Origin of the sequence: Rhizobium sp. Nf11,1 (assembly GCF_050587665.1) — a bacterium.
Classification (GTDB): domain Bacteria; phylum Pseudomonadota; class Alphaproteobacteria; order Rhizobiales; family Rhizobiaceae; genus Rhizobium.
Window position 1 is genome coordinate 35,802 of record NZ_JBOBHU010000006.1, and the last position, 20,277, is coordinate 56,078.

Consider the following 20,277-nt stretch of genomic DNA (forward strand, 5'->3'; position numbering starts at 1 on the left):
GGCTTTGGCTCAGTCGACGAACTCGACCGTCACACCGGGCTTGACCATTTTCGCAAGCTCGGTTGCATCCCAGTTGGTCAGGCGAATGCAGCCGTGGCTCTGGGTGCGCCCGATCTTGGAGGGCTCCGGCGTGCCGTGGATGCCGTAGGTCGGCTTGGAAAGCGCCATCCAGACGGTGCCGACCGGGCCGTTCGGCCCTGGGGGGATGTTGAGGATCTTGTCGTTGGCGCCCTGCTGAAAGTTGATCTTCGGGTTGTAGGTATAACCGGGATTGAACGCGACGCGCTCGACCGTCACCGTGCCGGACGGGGAGGGGGTGTCGGTGGAGCCGATCGAAGCGGGGTAGGCGGCGATGAGATTGCCGGCGCCGTCATAGGCGAAAACCTGTTTGCGCCCCTTGTCGGCGATGATGCGGGCGACCTCGCCGGTCTTCATCTCGCCTGGATTGACGACCTTGATCACCGTGCCGGGAACGCTGAAATCGGCGCCGGGGTTCATCTCCTTAAGGAAGGCCTCGTCCATATGGAAACGCTCGGCCAGCATTTCAGTGGTCGAGGTATAGGCGAGCGACGGCAGCAGCGCCTTATGCGAATAATCTTCCGGGATCTCAGCGACGAAGGGGCCGGCGGCATCGGCCGGCGTGATCGTATAGCTGACGACGGGCAGGCCGCCGTTCATGCGCAGCTCTTCCAGAATGGCATCGGTGTCATTGGGATCGAGATTTGACCCCGTCATCTGATTATAGGCATAAATGCCCTTGGTGACGTTCGAACCCATGTGCCCGTCGATGACGCCAGGAGAGATGCCGGCGCGGTCGAGGAAGACCTGCAGCGCGACGATCTCGGGCTTCGATTTGTTCTTCAGCGTGATCACGGGCTCGTTGGGTGCTGCCTTCGGCGCATCGGCGGGCGGGATCTGCTGATCGGGATCGATCGAGGCGTAATCGTCGCCCGACTGCGGATTGCCGATGCTGTTGTCGTCCGGATAGGGCTCCTCGCCGAGCGGCAGGCGCTCGATCGCTGCGTCGCGCGGAATGCCGCCGGTGACGGCGCCCCGCTCAGAATAACGCGTGTCGCCATAGGGGTTGTCGTCGGCATAATAAGGGTCGTTGCCTCCCTGGTCGGCATAGACATCGCGTGAGGCGGGCGGCGGCGGATAATAACCGCGGGCGCGCATTTCGGTGGCGACGACGTTGCCGTAGGCGTCGATCAGCACGCGGTTGCCGCTGCGGTCGCGGGCATAGGCAAAGCCGCGGGGGACATAATCGAGGATTTCGCCGTTCGGAGTGACCAGTACGACATCGCTCTGGCGGCGGTCACGAAACTGCTGCGCGCCAGCCTGCGGTGCTGCAGCCGCAACGGCTGCCAGCAGGGCCGCAAGCGAAAATGCCGACTTCAAAAAGCGATTCACGTCTCACACCTCGAACAGTGACTGGGCCGACACACACCCGCGAATTTTGACGCTAGTGTGGAATTTATGAAAGCGTGCTGAACAAAATATGAAAATCCCTAAGATTTCCTTTTACTCATAAACGTTTGCATCCTTGTGTCCGTTCCGCAAAATCCACGGTTGCGGCAAAAGAGCAAGAGGAGAACGGCGCCGATTGACGAAGGCCAGTGCTAAACCTAACGCTACGGCGGCCGATAAATTGGAGACCCGAGATGATCGAATTTGCCGCTGCAAGCGGGCCGCGCCTTATGCTCGATGAAACATCGGTGCTGGATGTCGGCGGATGTATCGTCGAAGGCGTCGATATTGCGCCGAAACGGGCGATTCCTGACGATGGCGATCCGCGAATCGACCACTCGCTCGAAGGTTTTCTCTTCACCTGCGGGCCGGATCATATCCGCCATCGCCAGCCGATCGCCGGCCGTGCCGACGGCAAGGTCTATCCGCTGCACGGATCGGCCTCCGGCCACGCCGCCAAGATCCTGTGGACGAAATACGAGAATGGCAATGCCGAATGCCGCGCCGATATCGACATCGTGACCGTCGAGGGACTGCCGCAGCGCATCGAGCGGCTGTGGCGGATCGACGGAGCGACCGGCGAGGTGCGGCTCGAGGACCGGGTCGTCAATACCAGCGACCAGACGGTGCCGACCTTCCTGATGTATCACATGAACACCGGCGGCAAATGGCTGGACGAGGGCACGCGGCTCGAAGGCCGGATGCTGGAGAATGGCGGCTTCCCCTGGACATTCGGCGAAGAGCCTGGCGGCATCTTCTGCGTGCCGGCGCCGGCGACGGAGGAGGGCTTGGCGGAAGTCAGGCTCGGTCCGATCGCCGCAATCGGCGGCAGGACGCTCAGCGTGCGCTTCCGCGCCGATACGCTGCCCTATCTGCAGATCTGGCGGAACCAGAAGGCGCCGGCCCATATCATCGGCATCGAGCCGGTTTCGCATCGCTGGGTATCGCGCGACGAGCTTCAGGCGGCCGGTGAATTCAACATGCTCGCTCCCGGTGAAAGCCGCAGCTATGCGCTGACCTTTGCGTTCCTGTGAGTGAAGTGTTGTTGACGCTTGCGGGCCTCCCGTCGTAGACCATCAGCCCACGATCTTTGAGGAGACAAGACGATGGATATTCGCCAGATCGACGATGAATATTCGGTTTCGGGGCAGATCACGCTCGAAGACCTCGATGAGATCAAGGCGCTCGGCTTCAAATCGATCGTCTGCCATCGCCCCGATCATGAAAGCCCCGACCAGACGTCGTTTTCCGCCATCGAGGCGCGCGCCAAAGAGCTCGGTCTCGATATCGCCCATGTGCCGGTTGGACCGATGGGCGTGACGGAGGAAGCGGTACAGGGCATGGTCGACGCGCTCGACGAATTCCCGCGGCCGATGCTCGGCTATTGCCGCTCGGGCGCCCGCTCGACGGCGATCTACCAGAAGACGCATCATATCCGCAGTTGAGCGTCGTGCGGGACGCTGATTTTCAGGCGCTGCTCCGCAGCGCCGCCACTTCCAATCACCCAGGAGACGATAATGAGTATTAAGCGTATCGACGTCGGCACACGTATGAGCGGCGCCGTCATTCACGGCAACACGATCTATCTCGCAGGCCAGGTCGGCGAAGGCGAAAGCGTCACCGATCAGTGCAAGTCTGCGCTTGCCGAGGTCGACCGTCTGCTTGCCGCGTCCGGCAGCAACAAGTCGAAGATCCTGCAGACCCTCGTCTATCTCTCGGACATTGCTTATTTCGGCGAGATGAACGCAGCCTGGGAAGCCTGGATCGATCCGGCCAATCCGCCGGCACGCGCCACCAGCGAAGCCAAGCTCGCCGCGCCGAAATACAAGGTCGAGTTCATCGTCACGGCTGCGCTCGACTAAGGTCGCCGCAGTTCCGTCTCTCAAAGCCGGTGGGACAACTTACCGGCTTTTTGTTTGGGCGATTTCGGACAAAGTGCGCGTCGGTGTGATCGCTTCCGGATCGAGCTTCACTTCGATGATCGCAGGTTTGCCGCTTGCGCGCGCGCGCTCGAAGGCGGGAGCGAATTCCTCTGTGCTTTCCACCGTCTCGCCGTGGCCGCCATAGGCGCGGGCAAGGGCTGCGAAGTCGGGGTTGGTCAGATCGGTGCTGCTGACGCGACCGGGATATTCACGCTCCTGGTGCATGCGGATCGTGCCGTACATGCCGTTGTTGATAACGATTGCGATGATCGGCAGATCGTAGCGGATGGCGGTTGCGAATTCCTGGCCGTGCATCAGGAAGCAGCCGTCGCCGGCAAAACAGATGACCTCGCGCTCGGGAAAGAGCCGCTTGGCGGCCACTGCCGCCGGCAGGCCGTAACCCATCGAGCCGGAGGTGGGCGCGGCCTGGGTGTTGAAGCGGCGGAACCGGTGGAACCGGTGCAGCCAGGTGGCGTAGTTGCCTGCGCCATTGGTGAAGATCGTCTCCGGCCCGATATTGCCTTCCAGCCACTCCATGATCGGTCCCATATGGACGGCGCCCGGACCCGTGGCCGGCGGCTTCGACCAGGCGAGATAGGCCTGATGCATATGCGCGGTCCGCTCTGCCCAGCGCGGCTCGGCCGGGGCTTCGAGATCGGCGAGTGCTTCGACAAAATCGGCGGGGCTGGCGCAGATGGCAAGATCGGGACGATAGACGCGGCCGAGCTCCGACGGGTCCGGATAAATATGAACGAGCGACTGGGCCGGGTAGGGGATGTCGAGCAGCGTATAGCCGGAGGACGGCATTTCCGACATGCGGCCGCCGAGCAGGATCAAGAGGTCGCTCTCCTTGATCTCCTTGGCGAGCCCCGGATTGATGCCGATGCCGACATCGCCGGCATAACAGGGGTGAAGATGATCGAACAGCATCTGTCGGCGGAATGAACAGCCGACCGGCAGCTGAAAACGTTCTGAGAAGGTTGCGAAATCGGCGACGGCATCGGCATCCCATCGCGTGCCGCCGAGGATTACCATCGGCCGTTCGGCTTTGAGCAGGCGCAGATAAAAATCGTCGATCTGGCTGCGGCCGGGATGGGCCTCGACGCTGGCATAATGCCTGGCGCGGGGTGCCTCGACCTCGTCGCGCAGCATGTCTTCCGGCAGTGTCAGCACTACGGGGCCGGGACGGCCGGAGGTTGCGACCGCAAAGGCGCGGGTGACGAATTCGGGAATGCGGGCGGCGGCGTCGATCTCACCAACCCATTTGGCGAATTCGGTGAAGGCGCGGCGGAATTCGACCTCTTGAAAAGCCTCCCGTTCGCGCGCCTCTCGTTGCACCTGGCCGATCAGGAGGATCATCGGGATCGAATCCTGCTTGGCTATATGCAGGCCGGCGGAGGCGTTGGTGGCGCCGGGGCCGCGCGTCACCATGCAGATGCCCGGCTCGCCGGTGAGCCGGCCCCAGCAATCCGCCATCATCGCCGCCCCGCCTTCCTGCCGGCAGACGAGGACGTCGATATCGCTATCGCGCAAGGCGTCGAGAACTGCGAGGAAACTCTCGCCGGGCACACAGGAGAGGCGTTTGACGCCATTTGCCTTCAGCGCCTCAACGATCAATTCCCCGCCGGTCTTTTTCATAATGATACCTTCTTCATGACGATGCCTTCCTCTCAAGCTCGGTGAGTTCCGCCAGAATTTCTTCCCTGTGTTCGCCGAGGCGCGGGCTCGGCCTCGTGTAGTGCAACGGTGTTTCCGACAGTACCACCGGCGTCCTGACCCCGGGGATGACGGTGCCGGCGGCATCGGCAAGGTCGATGCGCAGACCGCGGGCCTTGACCTGCGGGTCGGCGAACATTTCCTCGATCGTGTTGATTGCTCCTGATGGAACGGCGTTCTGCTCGCAGGCCTTCAGGAGATCCGCCTTCTGCCATTTCAGCGTCTCGGTGGAGATCAAGCGGCGCACCTCGCCGCGGTTAGCGACGCGGGCCTTGTTGGTGGAGAAACGCTCGTCATCCGCGATCGTCTCCAGGCCGAGGATGGTTGAGAGGCGGCGGAACTGACCGTCGTTGCCGACGGCAAGGATGAGATAACCGTCGGCCGTCGGCACCACCTCATAGGGCGAGATGTTCGGATGGGCGTTGCCGAGGCGGGGCGGTGCGGCGCCGGAGATCAGGTAATTCATGTTCTGATTGGCGAGCACGGCCGATTGCACATCGAGCAGCGCCATGTCGATCAACTGGCCTTCGCCTGACTTCAGCGCATGGATCAAGGCGGCCTCGATCGCCGAGACGGCATAGATGCCGGTGAAGATGTCGGCGATCGCCACGCCCGCCTTCATCGGCTGGCCATCCGGTTCGCCGGTTATCGACATGAAGCCGGACATGCCCTGGACGATGTAATCGTAGCCGGCAAGGCCGGCATAGGGGCCGGTCTGGCCGAAGCCGGTGATCGAGCAATAGACGAGCCTCGGGTTCAGCTTGCGAACGCTGTCGTAATCGAGCTGGTATTTGACGAGGCCGCCGACCTTGAAATTCTCGATCACCACATCGGCGGTGGCAATGAGACGACGGACGAGATCCTGGCCTTCAGGGCTCTTGAGGTCGGCAGTGATCGAGCGCTTGCCGCGATTGGCGGCATGGTAATAGGCGGCCGAGAGATTTTCGCCGTCGGCGCCTTCGACGAAGGGCGGTCCCCATTGGCGGGTGTCGTCGCCACCGTCGGGATTTTCGACCTTGATGACGTCGGCGCCGAGATCGGCAAGCATCTGGCCCGCCCAGGGGCCGGCGAGCACGCGGGCAAGCTCGATTACCCGGATGCCGGCAAGCGGCGGTTTGTTCGTCGCGGTCTCGGTCATGTTCCTCCCGTCGGTGTCTACGGCGCCAGCGTCACCTCAGATGTATCGGATACGGGCTTTGAAGCAAAGCGGCGCTCGCGCCATAGGATGTAGAAGCCCGAGGCCATGATGATCGTGATGCCGAGCCATTTGATCGCATCCGGAAAATCGCCGAAAACAAGCCAGGCGAAAATCGTTGCCGAGACGATCTCGAAATATTGCAGCGGCGCCAGCGTCGACGCCGGTGCCGCACGAAAGGCATAGACGCCGAGGATGCCGGCGATCGCGGCCATGGCGCCGACGCCGGCGACGTAGAACCAAGCGCTGCCTGCAGGCATGACAGGATCGAAGAGATCGGAGCCGCTTCCTTCGCCGACGAAAAGCAGGAGGGCGCAGAAGAGCAAGCCCCAGATGCCCATCTGGAACTGCATCGACCAGGGATCTTCCCTGTGCGAGAGGACGCGGGTCATCAACACGAAGGCCGCAATGCAGAGCGCGCTGACGACAGGCAGGAGCGCGATGTAGCCGACCTCCTCGAAACTCGGCTGAATGATCAGCATCGCCCCGAAAAAGCCGACGCCACAGGCGGTATAGCGCCGCCAGCCGATCGTCTCCTTGAGGAAAATGCCGCCGAGGATCGTCACGATGATCGGCTCGATAAAGAAGATTGCGATCGCGTCGGCGACCGCCATATATTTCAGCGTGGTGACGAAAGAGATCATCGACACGGTGATGACGAAGCCGCGGATGGCGTGGAACAGGCTCTGGCGCCAGGAGAAATCGGTAAAGCTGCGCCGCCATAGCACGATCGGCAGCATGCAGAGCGCCTGCACGAGGAAGCGGCCGGCGGTGATCTCGGCGGAGGGGATGGTGACGACGGCAAGCTTGGCGAAGATATCGATGAGCGGCGAGAACATCACCGAAAGAAACATCAGCGCAAGCCCCGTCGTCACCTCCGAGGTGGACGAAGCGGGGCGGGCGGAAGTGCTGCTCATGATGGAATCTCTCTGGCTCAGGATCTTGCGAGTGCCTCGTCGCACCAGTGCGCGAAGGCGGCGGTCGCCGCGTCGGCGCCGATCTCGTTCAGCGTTTCGTGTCGCATATCCTGATATATCTGGACGTTGATATGAGAGAAGCCTTGGGCTTTCAAACGGTTTGCCAGCCAGAGGATGGCTTTTCCACGCTCCGTCGCCGGATCCTCGCCGCCGCCGACCAGATGGATCGGCATGTCGCGCGGTAGGCGGTCGAGATGGAGCTTCTGCGGTCCGCGAAACGTCAGTTCGAAGAGATCGAGCCAGAGCGAGACCGAAGCATCGAAGCCGCAGAGCGGATCGGCGATATATTTGTCGACTTCATCGGCATGGCGCGACAGCCAGTCGAACTCGGTGCGGCGGTCCGGGATCGATTTTCCCCAAGCGCCGAAGGTGAGCTTCGGCAGGAGGCCGCTCGGCACGTCGGAGCCCTTCAGCATCCGCTCGGCAAGCAGGATCGCCTGGGCGGCTCTGCCGGCAAGGCCGACGGCGAAATTCGAATTCCACACGGCGACGGCGTCGAAGTCGGCCGGAGCGGTGACGGCGGCATTGAGCGCGATGAGGCCGCCCATCGAATGGCCGAGCAGGATCACCTTCAAGCCGGTATGGCGCGAGGCCGCATGGGCGCGCATGGCCAAGACGTCGCCGATCACCCGGTCGACGCCATTCCGGCCGGCGAAGCGGCCGATCGGCGCGTCGGGAGCCCTCGTCTCGCCGTGGCCGCGGTGATCATGGGCATAGACCTGATAGCCCCGCGCCGCCATCGCATCGGCAAAGCGGCCATATCGCTTCGAGTGCTCCGCCAAGCCATGCGATATCAACAGGATGCCGCGTGCCGGGTGGATGGCCTCGGCATGATGATAGGCCAGAGACGCTTCCCCTATGGCGAGCCTTTGCGTATCAGAAAACATCCGGATCCTCCCTGCCGCAGCAGAGCAGATCGCTACTGCATAATTTCTTAAAGCGGAATCGATTTAAGCAGAATATTCTGCAGCCATAAGTGCGACAGCGTCCGTGCGTAACTCGAGAACAGGGCTTCCCGGAACAGCCGACTGTTTCCGACGACGCGCAGTCGATAACAAATTCCAGGATAGTTGCGATTCAGGGTTGCTGCCGTTTACTCTTTGTGCTTATCTGTTCCTGCATTGTTCTTCTTTGGGGGTTGAAATGAGCAGCATGCAGTTGCGTACCTTTACATTCGCCGTGTCGATGATCCTTGCCGGCGCTGCCGTGGCGCAGGAGGCCGAGGGCCGTACCCGTTTCATTCTTGCTGCGAGCTGGCAGCCCGCCTTCTGCCAGACGAACCAGAAGAAGCCCGAATGCGCCAGCCAGACCGGCGAGCGCCATGATGCGACGAATTTCTCGCTGCACGGCCTGTGGCCGATGCGGCAGGATTATTGCGGCGTCAGCGACGACCAGAAGGCTGCCGACAAGGACGGCAAATGGGAGACATTGCCTGACGTCACGCTTTCGGCCGAGACGCAGGCGTCGCTTGCAAAGGCGATGCCCGGCACGCAGTCCGGCCTCGAACGGCACGAATGGATAAAGCATGGCACCTGCACGAAAATGAGCGTGGAGGATTATTTCGGCGTCGGCGTCCATCTGGTGGATGCGCTCAATACATCGGCCGTGCGCGATCTCTTCGCCGCCAATATCGGCAAGACGGTCAGGGCCGAGGCGATCAAGGCTGCTTTCGACAAGAGCTTCGGACCGGGTGCGGGCGAGCGCGTCAAGATGAGCTGCCGGCGAGCCGGCAATGTCAGGGTGATCAGCGAGTTGACGATCGGCCTGTCTGCTGATGCGGGAACGGCATCGGCAAAAAGCGCGGGCCTTGCCGATCTGATCCAGGGAGCGGGAAAAACCTCGTTCGGCTGTGACGAGGGCGTTGTCGATGCGGCGGGCTTCTGATCGGAATCCGGCGTAAACGGGTTTCGGCGTTGCTCATAGGCGCTGTTTCGCCTACATAGCGGCACGAAACGAAGTTTCCCGCCCGGAGCAGCGCAGCATGGCACGTCAATTCATCTATCATATGTCCGGCCTCAACAAGGCCTATGGCAACAAGAAGATCCTGGAGAACATCCACCTTTCCTTCTACCCGGATGCCAAGATCGGCATCCTCGGACCGAACGGCGCCGGTAAATCCACTGTGCTGCGCATCATCGCCGGCCAGGACAAGGAGTATACCGGCGAAGCTTGGCTCGCCGAGGGTGCCACAGTCGGCTATCTCGAGCAGGAGCCGAAACTCGACCCCACCAAGACGGTTTTCGAGAACGTCATGGAAGGTGTTGCCGCGAAGACGGCGATCGTCGATCGTTACAACGAATTGATGATGAACTACTCGGATGAGACCGCGGAAGAGGGCGCGAAGCTCCAGGACATCATCGACAGCCAGAACCTCTGGGATCTGGAAAGCCAGGTCGAGATGGCGATGGAAGCCCTGCGCTGCCCGCCGCGCGATGCCGAGGTCACCAGCCTGTCCGGGGGTGAGCGCCGCCGCATCGCACTCTGCCGCCTGCTGCTCTCGCAGCCGGATCTGTTGCTGCTCGACGAGCCGACCAACCATCTGGACGCCGAAACCATCGCCTGGCTCGAAAAGCATCTGCGCGACTATCCCGGCGCCGTGATGATGATTACCCACGACCGCTACTTCCTTGATAACGTCACCGGCTGGATCCTCGAACTCGATCGCGGCCGCGGCATCCCTTACGAAGGCAACTACTCCGCCTATTTGCAGGCCAAGGCCAAGCGCATGCTGCAGGAAAACCGCGAAGAGGCATCGCGCCAGAAGGCGATCAGCCGCGAGCAGGAATGGATTGCCTCCAGCCCGAAGGCTCGCCAGGCCAAGTCGAAGGCGCGTATCAAATCCTACGAGCAGTTGGTGGAGGCGGCCGAGAAGCAGCGTCCCGGCGACGCGCAGATCATCATCCCGGTCAGCGAACGGCTCGGCCAGGTGGTCATCGAGTTGGAAGGCATCACCAAGGGCTTCGAGGGTCGCACGCTGATCAACGACCTGTCGATCAAGCTGCCGCCGGGCGGCATCGTCGGCATCATCGGCCCGAACGGCGCCGGCAAGACGACCCTGTTCAAGATGATCACTGGCCAGGAAAAGCCGGATAGCGGCTCGATCCGTATCGGCGAGACCGTGCATCTCGGTTATGTCGACCAGAGCCGCGACGCGCTGGCCGCCGACAAGACGGTCTGGGAGGAAATCTCCGGTGGCGCCGAAATCATCAAGCTCGGCAAGTTCGACATGAACTCGCGTGCCTACTGCGGCGCCTTCAACTTCAAGGGTGGTGATCAGCAGCAGAAGGTCGGCAATCTCTCGGGCGGTCAGCGCAACCGCGTGCACCTCGCCAAGATGCTGAAGGCCGGGGGCAATGTTCTGCTGCTCGACGAACCCACCAACGACCTCGATACGGAAACGCTCGGCGCTCTCGAAAACGCGCTCGAGAATTTCGCCGGCTGCGCCATCATCATCAGCCACGACCGCATGTTCCTCGACCGTCTGGCGACGCACATCCTGGCTTTCGAAGGCGAGGGCCATGTCGAATGGTTCGAAGGCAATTTCGAGGATTACGAGCAGGACAAGATCCGCCGCCTCGGCCCCGACGCCCTCAATCCTGGCAGTCAGGCTCACAAGCGCCTGACGCGCTGATCCTGCTTTATTTCTGCTTGCAAAGGCCCCGGTTCGACCGGGGCTTTTTCATCTCGGGCCCTGTCGCAATTTGCGCAGGCAATTTCGCGAACAGTGCGAATTGCCGCTTGCCACCGCTTTTCAAATCACATAAAGATATGTTTATATCTTGATTGGGCCAATGATGAGCGAACCTTTGAAGCTGGGACTGGATGGGTTGGTGGACGTCTTGAAGGCGGCCGGCGAACCCACGCGTCTGCGTCTTCTGGCCCTTCTCGACGGCGGCGACCTGACGGTCACGGATCTTACCGAAATCCTCGGCCAATCGCAGCCGCGAATCTCCCGCCACCTGAAGCTGCTCGGCGAGGCCGAACTGATCGAACGCTACCAAGAAGGCGCCTGGGCCTATTTCCGCCTCAAACAGGACGGCAAGGCGGCCATGCTGGTGCGGGCATTGCTGAGACACGTCTCCGAGAATGATCCCACCATCCTTCGCGACGGCGAGCGGCTTTCGCAGGTCAAGCGCCAGCGGGCCGAGCGGGCGCAGGCCTATTTCAGCCGCAACGCCGCCGAATGGGACGAGCTTCGTCGCCTGCACGCGGCCGATGAGGAGGTCGACGCCGCCGTCATTCGGCTGCTCGGCAACCAGCCGATCGATTCGCTGCTGGATCTCGGCACCGGCACCGGCCGCATCCTCGAACTCCTGTCCGGGCTCTACCGCCGCGCTGTCGGTGTCGACGCCAGCCGCGACATGCTGAGCGTGGCGCGCGCCAATCTCGACAAGTCGCGTATCACCAAGGCGACGGTGCGCCACGCCGATATCCTCAACCTTCCGTTCGAGGGGCAGGATTTCGACCTGGTGACGATCCATCAGGTGCTGCATTTCTTCGACCAGCCGGAGATTGCGATCGCGGAAGCGGCGCGCATGCTGCGGCCGGGCGGGCGGCTCGTGGTCATCGATCTCGCACCGCACACGCTCGAATATCTCCGCGACGAACATGCCCATGTCCGTCTCGGCTTTTCGCACCAGGCGATGTCCGACTGGCTGCGCAAGGCCGGGCTCGACGTCGAGCAGGTCGTCGATCTTCATCCGGGTCAGCAGGGCGGGCAGGGGTTGACGGTCACCGTCTGGCTCGCGCGCGATCCGAGGCGCCTCATGGCTTCGCAGACCAGCGAAGGCGCCGAAGCTACATTTGCCGGGAGAGTATGAATATGGCTTTGAAAAGCGAAGGACGCGGGCGCAACTTCGGGATCTCCTTCGAGTTCTTTCCACCGAAATCGGAAGAAATGGAGGCGCAGCTCTGGGATGCCGTCGCTAAGCTGCAGGACTGGGATCCGGATTTCGTGTCGGTGACCTATGGCGCCGGCGGCACCACCAAGGCGCCGACGCTGTCGGCGGTGACGCGCTTCCTGTCGCAGACGCCGCTTGCCACCGCTTCGCACCTGACCTGCGTCGGTGCGACGAAGGAGGAAACGCATCAAATGATCGATACGTTTCGCAAGGTCGGCGTAAAGCATTTCGTGGCGTTGCGCGGCGATGCGCCTGGCGGCGTCGGTGCGCCCTATCAGCCGCATCCCGGCGGTTACGCCAATGCCGCGGAACTGGTGGCCGGTCTCAAGTCGGTCGGTGATTTCGAGATTTCGGTTTCCGCCTATCCGGAAAAACACCCGGAAAGCCGTGATACGGCCGCCGATATCGAGATGCTGAAGCGCAAGGCCGATAACGGCGCTGACCGGGCGTTGACGCAGTTCTTCTTCGACAACGACAATTTCGAGCGCTACTTGGAGCAGGTGCGCGCCGCCGGCATTTCGATCCCGATCGTGCCCGGCATCATGCCGATCCAGAACCTGACGCAACTGAAGCGTTTCGCCGGTGCCTGTGGCGCGGTCATCCCGACCTTCCTCGATGAGCGTTTCGCGGGCTTCGACGACAAGCCCGAGGATCGGGCAAAGGTCGCGGCCGAAGTTGCTGCCGAGCAGATCGAGGATCTCGTCCGGCGCGGCATCGGTGATTTCCATCTCTATACGATGAACCGCGCGCCGCTGGTTTCCGCGGTGCTCGACAACCTCGGCTACTCCCGCCGGACGGCAAAGAGCGCGGGCGCAGCCGCCTGATCCTTTCAGACGTTCAAAAGTGAAAAAGCGCATGTCGGGCGGGACATGCGCTTTTTCGTTGGCGGATTGATCAGGGGAGTTTAGGCACTATCAGCATTCCCAGCCCGTCAGCTCAAATAAAGAGCATGGACAGGACGAAAGCAAACGCTGCACTGACCAACAGAACATTCAAGGATTGCGTGAGTCCCATGTCTGTCTCCTCGCGTTAACCGGCCGATATTATGTCTCAAATATGTCGGTTGAAAAGCGAATCTTATGCTGCGCTGCCGAAGCGGCCGGTGGATAAGTCGAACATCGTTTTCTCAAGTCGTTGAGGTAAAACGATAATTTCATGCAAATTTTTCTTCACACATTTTAACGCTGCGTTAAATCAGGCGATCGTGAATTTACCTATGCGCCCGAAACATGGCGGCTCGGCAACCGGTTGAAAACATAGGGAATATGCAACCGATCGTCAGGCGGCTTTCACCAGCAGGCGGTGGGCGCGGCCATCGAGGATGACAAGGCCGAAACCGATCAGCGCCATGCCGGCGAATTCGCCAATCGCCAGCCGTTCGCCGAGGAAAAGCACGCCGAGCAGGATGGCGCTTGGCGGCACCAGCAGGGTGACAAGCGAGGCGTTGGTGGCGCCCGCCGCCGCCATGATCCGGAAATAGAGAATGTAGGCGAAGGCGGTCGACAACAGCGCCAACGCCAGGACGGCGAGCAGGATGTCGAGCGTCGGCAAGGAGAGCGTCCAGGGGCGATCGGCCAGCAGCGACAGCGGCAAAGCGATCAGCGAGGACGCGGTCAACTGGCCGGCTGCGGTGACCGGTGCCGGAACGTCCTTGAATCGCTTGCCGTAGGTGGCTGCGAACCCGTAGGAGATGGCGGCAAGCACAGGGAGCAGCAGCGCCCAGAGGGGGGCTTGGCCGCTGGCCGACAGGCCAGGGCTGACCAGCACGATCGTTCCGGCGAGGCCGACGAGGCAGCCGGCGATCTTGGCCGAGGACAGCTTTTCGTCGGAGGTGAGATAATTGGCGATCAGCACGGTCCAGATCGGCGTCGTTGCGTTCAAGATCGCCGCAAGGCCGGCGCCGGTGCGGGTCTGACCGAAGAAGATCAGCGCATGCGGCAGGGCATTGTTGATCAGCCCTAGGATCAGGAATTCGCGCCAGCGGGCTTTCAGGGTCGAATAGATATCGAAACGGCCGGCGATATAGACGTGCAGCGCCAGTCCGGCCAGCAGCAGACGGAGGAAGACGAGCGTCAGCGGCGGAATATGCTGGACGGCGATGCGCGCGAAGAAAAAGGAGCCGCCCCAGATAAGACCGAGCAGGAGCAGCAGGCTCCAGATCCAGGCACTCATTCTGCTGTCCATGCCCTCGTCCTCCAAAAAGCCGCATCGTCTAGACCCGGCGTCGCTCCTCAGCATTATGCTTTAACGCGGACGGTGAGCGGCGCCACCCGTTTCTTGCGAAACGAGCGGCGGGAGTGTCAGAGGCGATCAGAGAGCGTTGAGAAGGGCAGGCGTCGCCCAGCCGTCGGCCGGTATGCCCAAGCGCTGCTGTTCCTTCTGGATCGCTATACGCGTGCCGGAACCGAGAATGCCGTCGATCTCGCCGACATCGTGGCCGAGTGACTGCAGCTTGGTCTGCAGCGTCTTCATCTGGTCGTTGGCAAGCCCCTGTTCCGGTGTGCCCTTGAGATAGGTCGGGGCGCCGGAAAGGCGGGTGGCGAAATAGGCGGCCGACGTCGTGTAGATGAACGATTTGTTCCATTCGAGATAGATCTTGAAATTGGGATAGGCGATGAAGGCCGGCCCCATGCGGCCCTGCGGCAGGACCAGATCGCCCTCCAACTCACCGAAGGCAGTGTTTCCGTCGCGCGGCTTGACGCCGAGCGCGAACCACTCGCTCGCCTTCATTGCGCCGCCAAGGCCGGATTTCTCCCAAGGCAGGTTGTCGGGGAGGGTGACTTCCTGCAGCCAGGGTTGACCGCGCTCGAAGCCGAGATGCTGGATGAATTTCGCTGCCGTCAGAATGGCGTCCGGGCCGCTCTGCTTCAGGCGGACATGGCCGTCGCCGTCGCCATCCATGCCATAGGCGATGATGTCGCGCGGCAGCATCTGAACCTGGCCTATTTCGCCGGCCCAGGCGCCGGTGTTGGTGGCGGGGTCGAGGTCGCCGTGCTCGACCATCTCGATCAAGGCGATCAACTGCGGGCGGAAGAGCTCCGGGCGGCGGCAGTCGTGCGACAGCGTCACCAGGGCATTGCGGGTGTTGAAATCGCCCTGGACCGCACCGAAATCGGTTTCCATCGCCCAGAATGCAGTGATCACGCCTGGGGGAACGCCGAATTCCTGCTCGGCCCGGGCAAAGACGTCGGCATATTGCTTCATCTTCTGGCGGCCGATGTCGAGGCGGGCCTGGCTAACAGTGCGCTGCGAGAATTCGAGGAAGGTCTGCTTGAAGACGCCCTGGGCGCGGTCCCGGCTCAGGACCTTGGGATCGATTTCGGCGCCGGCCAGCGCCTCGTCGGCGGCCGCGGCGCTGGCGCCTGCGGCGACCGCATCAGCCTTGACGCCCTGGAGGAAGGCCGACAGATCGCCGCCGCAGGGAGCTGCCGGAGCCGAGGCCGTGGGCGCCTGCTGGGCGGCCGCGCCGCCTGCAAAAGCAAGGCCAAACAGGAGGGCGAGTGCAGAGCGGCTTGCGAGCGAGCGGTGCATGAAGGTGGTCCTTATAGCAAATGGATATCCGTCGCTTTCACAGAGGAATGTGACGGAAGCAAGAAAGATTGAAAGACGTTACTAAGAATTTCTATCCTTGGAAACGGCCGCGACCCAATTGTTCCAGTTCTTTGCGCTGCCGGCAAAGACGTTGATGTCGGTCGGCCCCTTGATGCCGGGAATAACGCCGGTCGAGGTATATTGCCAGAAGGCCCAGCGGCGGTCGGAATAGGTCACTTCGGGATGTTTCGCCACCGAGCGGACCCAGAAATGATAATCCTGGAAATAGCCGGCGAGATTGTCGCGGTGGAAATCGACCGAGGTGTAGATAATCGGGCGCTTGCCGTAATAGGCCTCCAGCCGGTCCATGAAGCGCTGCATTTCGGAGCGCACCGTTACCGGGTCGGGACGATAGCGGCAGGTCTTCGATTCGGCGTTCCACTCGACGTCGAGCACCGGCGGCAGGCGCATGGCCTCCTTGGGCACGTTGCGGATGAACCAGTCGGCCTGCTCATCGGCCGAGGAGCAGAAATAATAGAAATGGTAGGGGGCGTGCGGGATGCCGGCGGCGCGCGCCTCGCGCCAATATTCGTCGAAGCGCGGATCGACCCTGTCCTTGCCTTCCGTCGCCTTGATGAAGGCGAAGCCGACGCCGGAATTCCTCACCGTCGCCCAGTCGATGTCACCCTGCCATTTGGAAATGTCGATGCCGTGGATCGCGTTCTGCTGCGGATGCTTCGAGCCGAAATCCTGAGGATCGGTGTCCTTGAAGCGCGTCTTTGGCTTTATCGATGCGGTTTCGAGATAGTCATGACCGGAGGAGGAGCAGCCCGCCAGCAGGATGGCCAGGGGCAGAACGCAAAACAAAAGCCGGCGCATGGGTATCCCGTCGTGAACCGAATGATCTCTTTGCCCCACAGCCTGACCTTCGAAAATGACGAGCCCAGCAGAGGAATAACCCTCTTTTCATCATATCAACGTAAAAAATCGGTTAGTTTCAAGCGAATTATGAGCGCCTGCTGATAATGGCCGCCCGCCAGGCGTAACCGCCGCCGACTGTTTCAAAGGACAATCGCGCATTGTGTTCCTCGGCCTGCGCTTCCAAGACCTCCTGCAAATCGGCGCGCGGAGTGACATGGAATTTCGCAAGCCAGGCCTGCAGCATGCGGCGGAACCAAGGCGGCAGGCCTTCCTGCTGGCCGAAATCGACGATATGCAGCTGGCCGCCTGGATTGAGTGCGGCGATCGACGCATCGACGGCGCGCTCCCAGTCCGGGATCATCGACAGGGCATAGGAGATCAGGATGCGGTCGAAGCCGCTGACGCCGAATTCGCGCGGGGTAAACGCCGTGGCATCGGCGACGCGGAATTCCGGGATTGTCGCTTTCGTGGCGAAGGTCTTGCGCGCCGAGATCAGCATTTCTTGGGAAATGTCGAGGCCGAACAGCTTGGCGCTCGGGAAATGCCTGTGAGCCAAAGCCATGTTGCGGCCGGTACCGCAGCCGACTTCGAGCAGGGTGCCGCTGTCTGGCACGTCGAGATTGCGAATCGTGCTGTCGCGGCCGAGGAGGTAATATTTGCGGGTCAGGTCGTAGATATGGCGCTGGTAGCGGTACATGCCGTCCATCAGGCTGGCATGTTGATCGCTCTTTCCTGCCATCTCGGCTCCGATCTTGCTCACGCCTTCTTCCCGTAAATGTGGAAGCCGCCGTAGATCGCCGAACGATCGAGCGCGGTCAGCTCTCGCGACTTCTCTTCGAAATAATCCCATTGGTCGCGGATCGAAGGTGACAGACGGCCTTCGACGATGCTTCTTTCGGCGGCGGTACGGAAGATTACGCGAGCGCCTTCGCGCGCCGTGCGGGTGATCTCCCGCCAGACGTCGTTCAGCTGTCCGTCGGTCATCCAATCCTGCGCGTCGAGTAGGACATAACGGTCGCGGGAAGCCGCCGGCTCGCGGGCCAGAAGTTCGGTGAAGCTTGCGTGGTGGACGTTGACGCGGTCGATATTGGCGCGGATCACCTCGTAGTGCTCCGGCTTCAGATAGGTTGGCAGCGGGCCTTCTTCTTCGGTGCCGTAGCGGCGGCCGAAGGCCTGCCAGGCGAAATAGTTGTCGCGCATCGGGAAATGACAGGCGAGCTTTTCCAGGCGATGCTTCAGCACCGGCGCGATCGAATGATCGTCAGCAAGACTTGCGAGCTCATCATATTGCTGCGGCGGAATGCCGAGGCCGAAGAGCGAACTTTTGCGGCCGGTGATCCAGCGTACGACCGGCTTTTCGAACAGGGGTGCGATCTGCTCGTCGAAGAACTGGCGCTGCTCGCGGATCGAACGGGTTTTGGTCATTTCGCGCAGCTTGACGCCGTGCAGACGGGCAAGGAGGTGGGCAGCACCGATGAAGCGGCCGAGCAGGCCGGTTTCATAGATGTTGCGGTCGAAGACGGTGACGCGGCGGCGGCCGAACTTGCGGCCGTTCCAGTAACTGCGCGTCGCCTCGTCGAGTTTGGCAGCCAGATGCTGATCATAAGCGCGGCTGTTCGATTTCTCGTTCGGCATCGCCAGGAAGCGGATGAGATCGGCGTGACAGGGAAGGTGCTTGAAGGCGGCAAGCTTCAGGCGGTTCAGCGCGATATGGTGCGGGTTGAGGTCGACGACGTCGATCGAAGCCGGCGCCTTGGAGAGATAGGCGAGCATGTTGCAGCCGCCCGAACCGATGGTGACGATGCGGTGATTGGGCTTCAACTCCATCGCCTGCATGTCGAGATCCGGATCCTCCCAGATCTGCGGATAGACGAGGCCGGAGAAGAGAAGACCGAAGAGCCGCTCGGAGAAGCCCTCCTTCGAAAAAGCCTTGTGGCGGAGAAGGGCGTCCTTGAGTTTCCGGTTCTTGCGGAAGCCGGCATCCGGTGCAAATTCTGACATGAGTCTGTCACCTTTTTAGCGTTCAGGGCGTGTAGCGCGCCACTGCTACAGTTTGATGACGTGGGCTGAGGGCCTGCGCCGTTCGAGAACATCGCCCTCCTCGGAAAGTGATTGGGTGACGGAATATTCTTCGCGCCGCGCCCTTTCCGGCAGGCGGAATTCCTGCTTCTCTCCAAGCATTCGGAGGAATGCCATGCGATTTGTCCTGCGTGTCCTGAAGGCGCTTGCTCTCCTTGTCGTTCTCATCGTCGTTGCCGGCGCCGCCTGGCTGTTCGTCCGGCCGCCGGAGCTTCTGCGCGTCGGCGGCGGCTATGCCGCCAAGATCGTCTGCTCCAATGTCTTCATTGCCGGCCGGGAGGCGGATGATGTGCTTCATGACGATGTCCAGGCGCCCGGAAATCCGTTGCTTCGGCTGATGAGTGTAAGCGTCGACCGCGAAAACAGCCGTGTGACGGCGCGCTTCATGGGGCTGTTCGCGCCGAGTTACGCCTTCCATCGCAGCGGTCTCGGTTGTACGAGCGTGCCGGACGGCGACTTCGAAGCGGCGGCGAATGCCGTGCCCTTCGATGCGACGGTCAGAGCGGAGACGAATGATGCCTTATGGCCGCAGGGTGAGGGGGTAGGTGATCCCGACGAGAAGATCGCCGCGCTCCTGGGCGATGCCGGACTTTCCGGGCCGGCGATGCGGGCGATCGTGGTGGTGCGTGACGGCCGCATCGTGGCCGAAGCCTACGGCCCCGGATTCTCGGCGAAGACGCCGCTGATCGGCTGGTCGATGACGAAGACGGTGAATGCGGCGATCCTCGGCCGGCTGATGCTCGATGGCAAGATTTCCTTCGACGATGATCATCTGCTGGCGCAGTGGAAGGACGATCAGCGCGCCAGGATCAAGGTATCCGACTTGCTCGGCATGGAGAGCGGCCTGGCGTTCAACGAGGACTATGGCAACGTCGCTGACGTGACGCGCATGCTCTATCTCGACCCCGACATGGTGTCGTTGCCGGCCAATGCCCCGATAGAGGCGCCGCCGGGTCAGCGCTTCCGCTATTCGAGCGGCACTGCGATGCTCTTGTCGCGTATCTGGATGGACAGAATCGGCAATGCGCCGGCAGCCTTTTCCTATCCGCACGACGCGCTCTTCTCCCCTCTCGGAATGACGAGTGCCGTCTTCGAACTCGACGCGCGCGGCACCTTTGTCGGAAGCTCCTATCTCTACGCGACGGCGCATGATTGGGCCCGCTTCGGGCAGTTCCTGTTGCAGGATGGCGTGTGGAACGGACAGCGGCTGTTGCCGGAGGGCTTCGTCGGCGCCATGCGCACGCCGACGGCGGCGTCGAACGGCCGGTATACGCAAGGTCAGGCTTGGCTTGCGCCGGGTGGATCGAGCGCCGCGTTCGGGCTGCCCGAGGATACGTTCTGGCTCACGGGGCATGACGGGCAGAGCATGGCGATCGTGCCTTCCGCCAATCTGATCGTCGTCCGGCTCGGCCTGACGCCGGGCTGGCTCGGCTATCAACCGCAGACGCTTCTGAAGGCAGTCCTGGCGGCGTTGCCGCAAGCGCGAGCGCCGCAACAGCAAGCCGAATCACACCGGCAGGCTCAGCCGCAGCCGTAGGCTACGACCGCTGTTTCAATTGGTTTGTTTT

The 20,277-nt window shown here is 61.9% G+C and carries 19 protein-coding genes; 8 read left to right on the plus strand and 11 right to left on the minus strand.

What is annotated here, in order from left to right; translation table 11 throughout:
• Positions 1-9: 9 nt before the first annotated feature.
• Positions 10-1,410, minus strand: a complete 1,401-nt coding sequence (locus ACQ7C1_RS11130) for a L,D-transpeptidase (RefSeq protein ID WP_430958302.1) — start codon at positions 1,408-1,410, stop codon at positions 10-12.
• Positions 1,411-1,661: 251 nt separating this feature from the next.
• Between ACQ7C1_RS11130 and ACQ7C1_RS11135 the strand changes: the two genes are divergently transcribed.
• The 3 genes from ACQ7C1_RS11135 (at position 1,662) to ACQ7C1_RS11145 (ending at position 3,329) form a co-directional block, all read left to right on the plus strand.
• Positions 1,662-2,501: a DUF4432 family protein gene (locus tag ACQ7C1_RS11135; RefSeq protein WP_430958303.1), complete on the plus strand. Its 840-nt coding sequence runs from the start codon at positions 1,662-1,664 to the stop codon at positions 2,499-2,501.
• A gap of 72 nt (positions 2,502-2,573) precedes the next feature.
• The gene (locus ACQ7C1_RS11140; protein WP_088681306.1) at positions 2,574-2,912 is read left to right on the plus strand and encodes a TIGR01244 family sulfur transferase; all 339 of its coding nucleotides are present in this window, start codon (positions 2,574-2,576) and stop codon (positions 2,910-2,912) included.
• Between the two features lie 72 nt (positions 2,913-2,984).
• Complete coding sequence (locus tag ACQ7C1_RS11145) at positions 2,985-3,329, plus strand: RidA family protein (RefSeq protein WP_430958304.1); 345 nt, start codon at positions 2,985-2,987, stop codon at positions 3,327-3,329.
• A gap of 39 nt (positions 3,330-3,368) precedes the next feature.
• Here the strand turns inward: ACQ7C1_RS11145 and ACQ7C1_RS11150 are convergent, their stop codons facing one another.
• The 4 genes from ACQ7C1_RS11150 to ACQ7C1_RS11165 are packed head-to-tail and all read right to left on the minus strand — an operon-like array spanning position 3,369 to position 8,164.
• Entirely contained in the window at positions 3,369-5,027 is a 1,659-nt protein-coding gene (locus ACQ7C1_RS11150; RefSeq protein WP_430958305.1) for a thiamine pyrophosphate-binding protein, read from the minus strand.
• A gap of 13 nt (positions 5,028-5,040) precedes the next feature.
• Positions 5,041-6,243, minus strand: a complete 1,203-nt coding sequence (locus ACQ7C1_RS11155; RefSeq protein WP_430958306.1) for a CaiB/BaiF CoA transferase family protein — start codon at positions 6,241-6,243, stop codon at positions 5,041-5,043.
• A gap of 17 nt (positions 6,244-6,260) precedes the next feature.
• Positions 6,261-7,217 (minus strand): DMT family transporter, encoded by a 957-nt coding sequence (locus ACQ7C1_RS11160; protein WP_430958307.1) that lies wholly within the window; start codon positions 7,215-7,217, stop codon positions 6,261-6,263.
• 17 nt (positions 7,218-7,234) lie between these two features.
• The gene (locus tag ACQ7C1_RS11165) at positions 7,235-8,164 is read right to left on the minus strand and encodes an alpha/beta fold hydrolase (protein ID WP_430958308.1); all 930 of its coding nucleotides are present in this window, start codon (positions 8,162-8,164) and stop codon (positions 7,235-7,237) included.
• A gap of 256 nt (positions 8,165-8,420) precedes the next feature.
• Here ACQ7C1_RS11165 and ACQ7C1_RS11170 point away from each other — a divergent pair, with 256 nt between their 5' ends.
• The 4 genes from ACQ7C1_RS11170 (at position 8,421) to metF (ending at position 13,002) form a co-directional block, all read left to right on the plus strand.
• A complete protein-coding gene (locus ACQ7C1_RS11170; RefSeq protein ID WP_430958309.1) occupies positions 8,421-9,161 on the plus strand; it encodes a ribonuclease T2 family protein in 741 nt (246 codons plus the stop codon).
• A gap of 97 nt (positions 9,162-9,258) precedes the next feature.
• A complete protein-coding gene (gene ettA / locus ACQ7C1_RS11175; protein ID WP_011426118.1) occupies positions 9,259-10,908 on the plus strand; it encodes an energy-dependent translational throttle protein EttA in 1,650 nt (549 codons plus the stop codon).
• A 163-nt stretch (positions 10,909-11,071) separates the two neighbouring features.
• Complete coding sequence (locus ACQ7C1_RS11180; RefSeq protein WP_085780130.1) at positions 11,072-12,097, plus strand: ArsR/SmtB family transcription factor; 1,026 nt, start codon at positions 11,072-11,074, stop codon at positions 12,095-12,097.
• Positions 12,098-12,099: 2 nt separating this feature from the next.
• On the plus strand, positions 12,100-13,002 hold the full coding sequence (metF, locus tag ACQ7C1_RS11185) for a methylenetetrahydrofolate reductase [NAD(P)H] (RefSeq protein ID WP_430958310.1): 903 nt from the start codon (positions 12,100-12,102) through the stop codon (positions 13,000-13,002).
• Positions 13,003-13,456: 454 nt separating this feature from the next.
• Here metF and ACQ7C1_RS11190 read toward each other — a convergent pair whose 3' ends face one another.
• The 6 genes from ACQ7C1_RS11190 to ACQ7C1_RS11215 all read right to left on the minus strand — a co-directional run bounded on the left by ACQ7C1_RS11190 (position 13,457) and on the right by ACQ7C1_RS11215 (position 18,826).
• Entirely contained in the window at positions 13,457-14,362 is a 906-nt protein-coding gene (locus ACQ7C1_RS11190) for a DMT family transporter (RefSeq protein ID WP_430958311.1), read from the minus strand.
• A 126-nt stretch (positions 14,363-14,488) separates the two neighbouring features.
• Complete coding sequence (locus tag ACQ7C1_RS11195) at positions 14,489-15,709, minus strand: lytic murein transglycosylase (RefSeq protein ID WP_085778799.1); 1,221 nt, start codon at positions 15,707-15,709, stop codon at positions 14,489-14,491.
• An 81-nt stretch (positions 15,710-15,790) separates the two neighbouring features.
• Positions 15,791-16,588: a GH25 family lysozyme gene (locus ACQ7C1_RS11200; RefSeq protein ID WP_430958312.1), complete on the minus strand. Its 798-nt coding sequence runs from the start codon at positions 16,586-16,588 to the stop codon at positions 15,791-15,793.
• A gap of 127 nt (positions 16,589-16,715) precedes the next feature.
• A complete protein-coding gene (locus ACQ7C1_RS11205; protein WP_430958313.1) occupies positions 16,716-17,390 on the minus strand; it encodes a class I SAM-dependent methyltransferase in 675 nt (224 codons plus the stop codon).
• On the minus strand, positions 17,387-18,631 hold the full coding sequence (locus ACQ7C1_RS11210) for a DUF3419 family protein (protein ID WP_430958314.1): 1,245 nt from the start codon (positions 18,629-18,631) through the stop codon (positions 17,387-17,389). The genes ACQ7C1_RS11205 and ACQ7C1_RS11210 overlap by 4 nt, the downstream gene beginning before the upstream one ends.
• A 45-nt stretch (positions 18,632-18,676) precedes the next feature.
• Positions 18,677-18,826: a hypothetical protein gene (locus ACQ7C1_RS11215; protein ID WP_430958315.1), complete on the minus strand. Its 150-nt coding sequence runs from the start codon at positions 18,824-18,826 to the stop codon at positions 18,677-18,679.
• Between ACQ7C1_RS11215 and ACQ7C1_RS11220 the strand changes: the two genes are divergently transcribed.
• Positions 18,825-20,246, plus strand: coding sequence for a serine hydrolase domain-containing protein (locus tag ACQ7C1_RS11220; RefSeq protein ID WP_430958316.1), 1,422 nt, complete (start codon positions 18,825-18,827; stop codon positions 20,244-20,246). The genes ACQ7C1_RS11215 and ACQ7C1_RS11220 overlap by 2 nt on opposite strands.
• Positions 20,247-20,277: the final 31 nt, after the last annotated feature.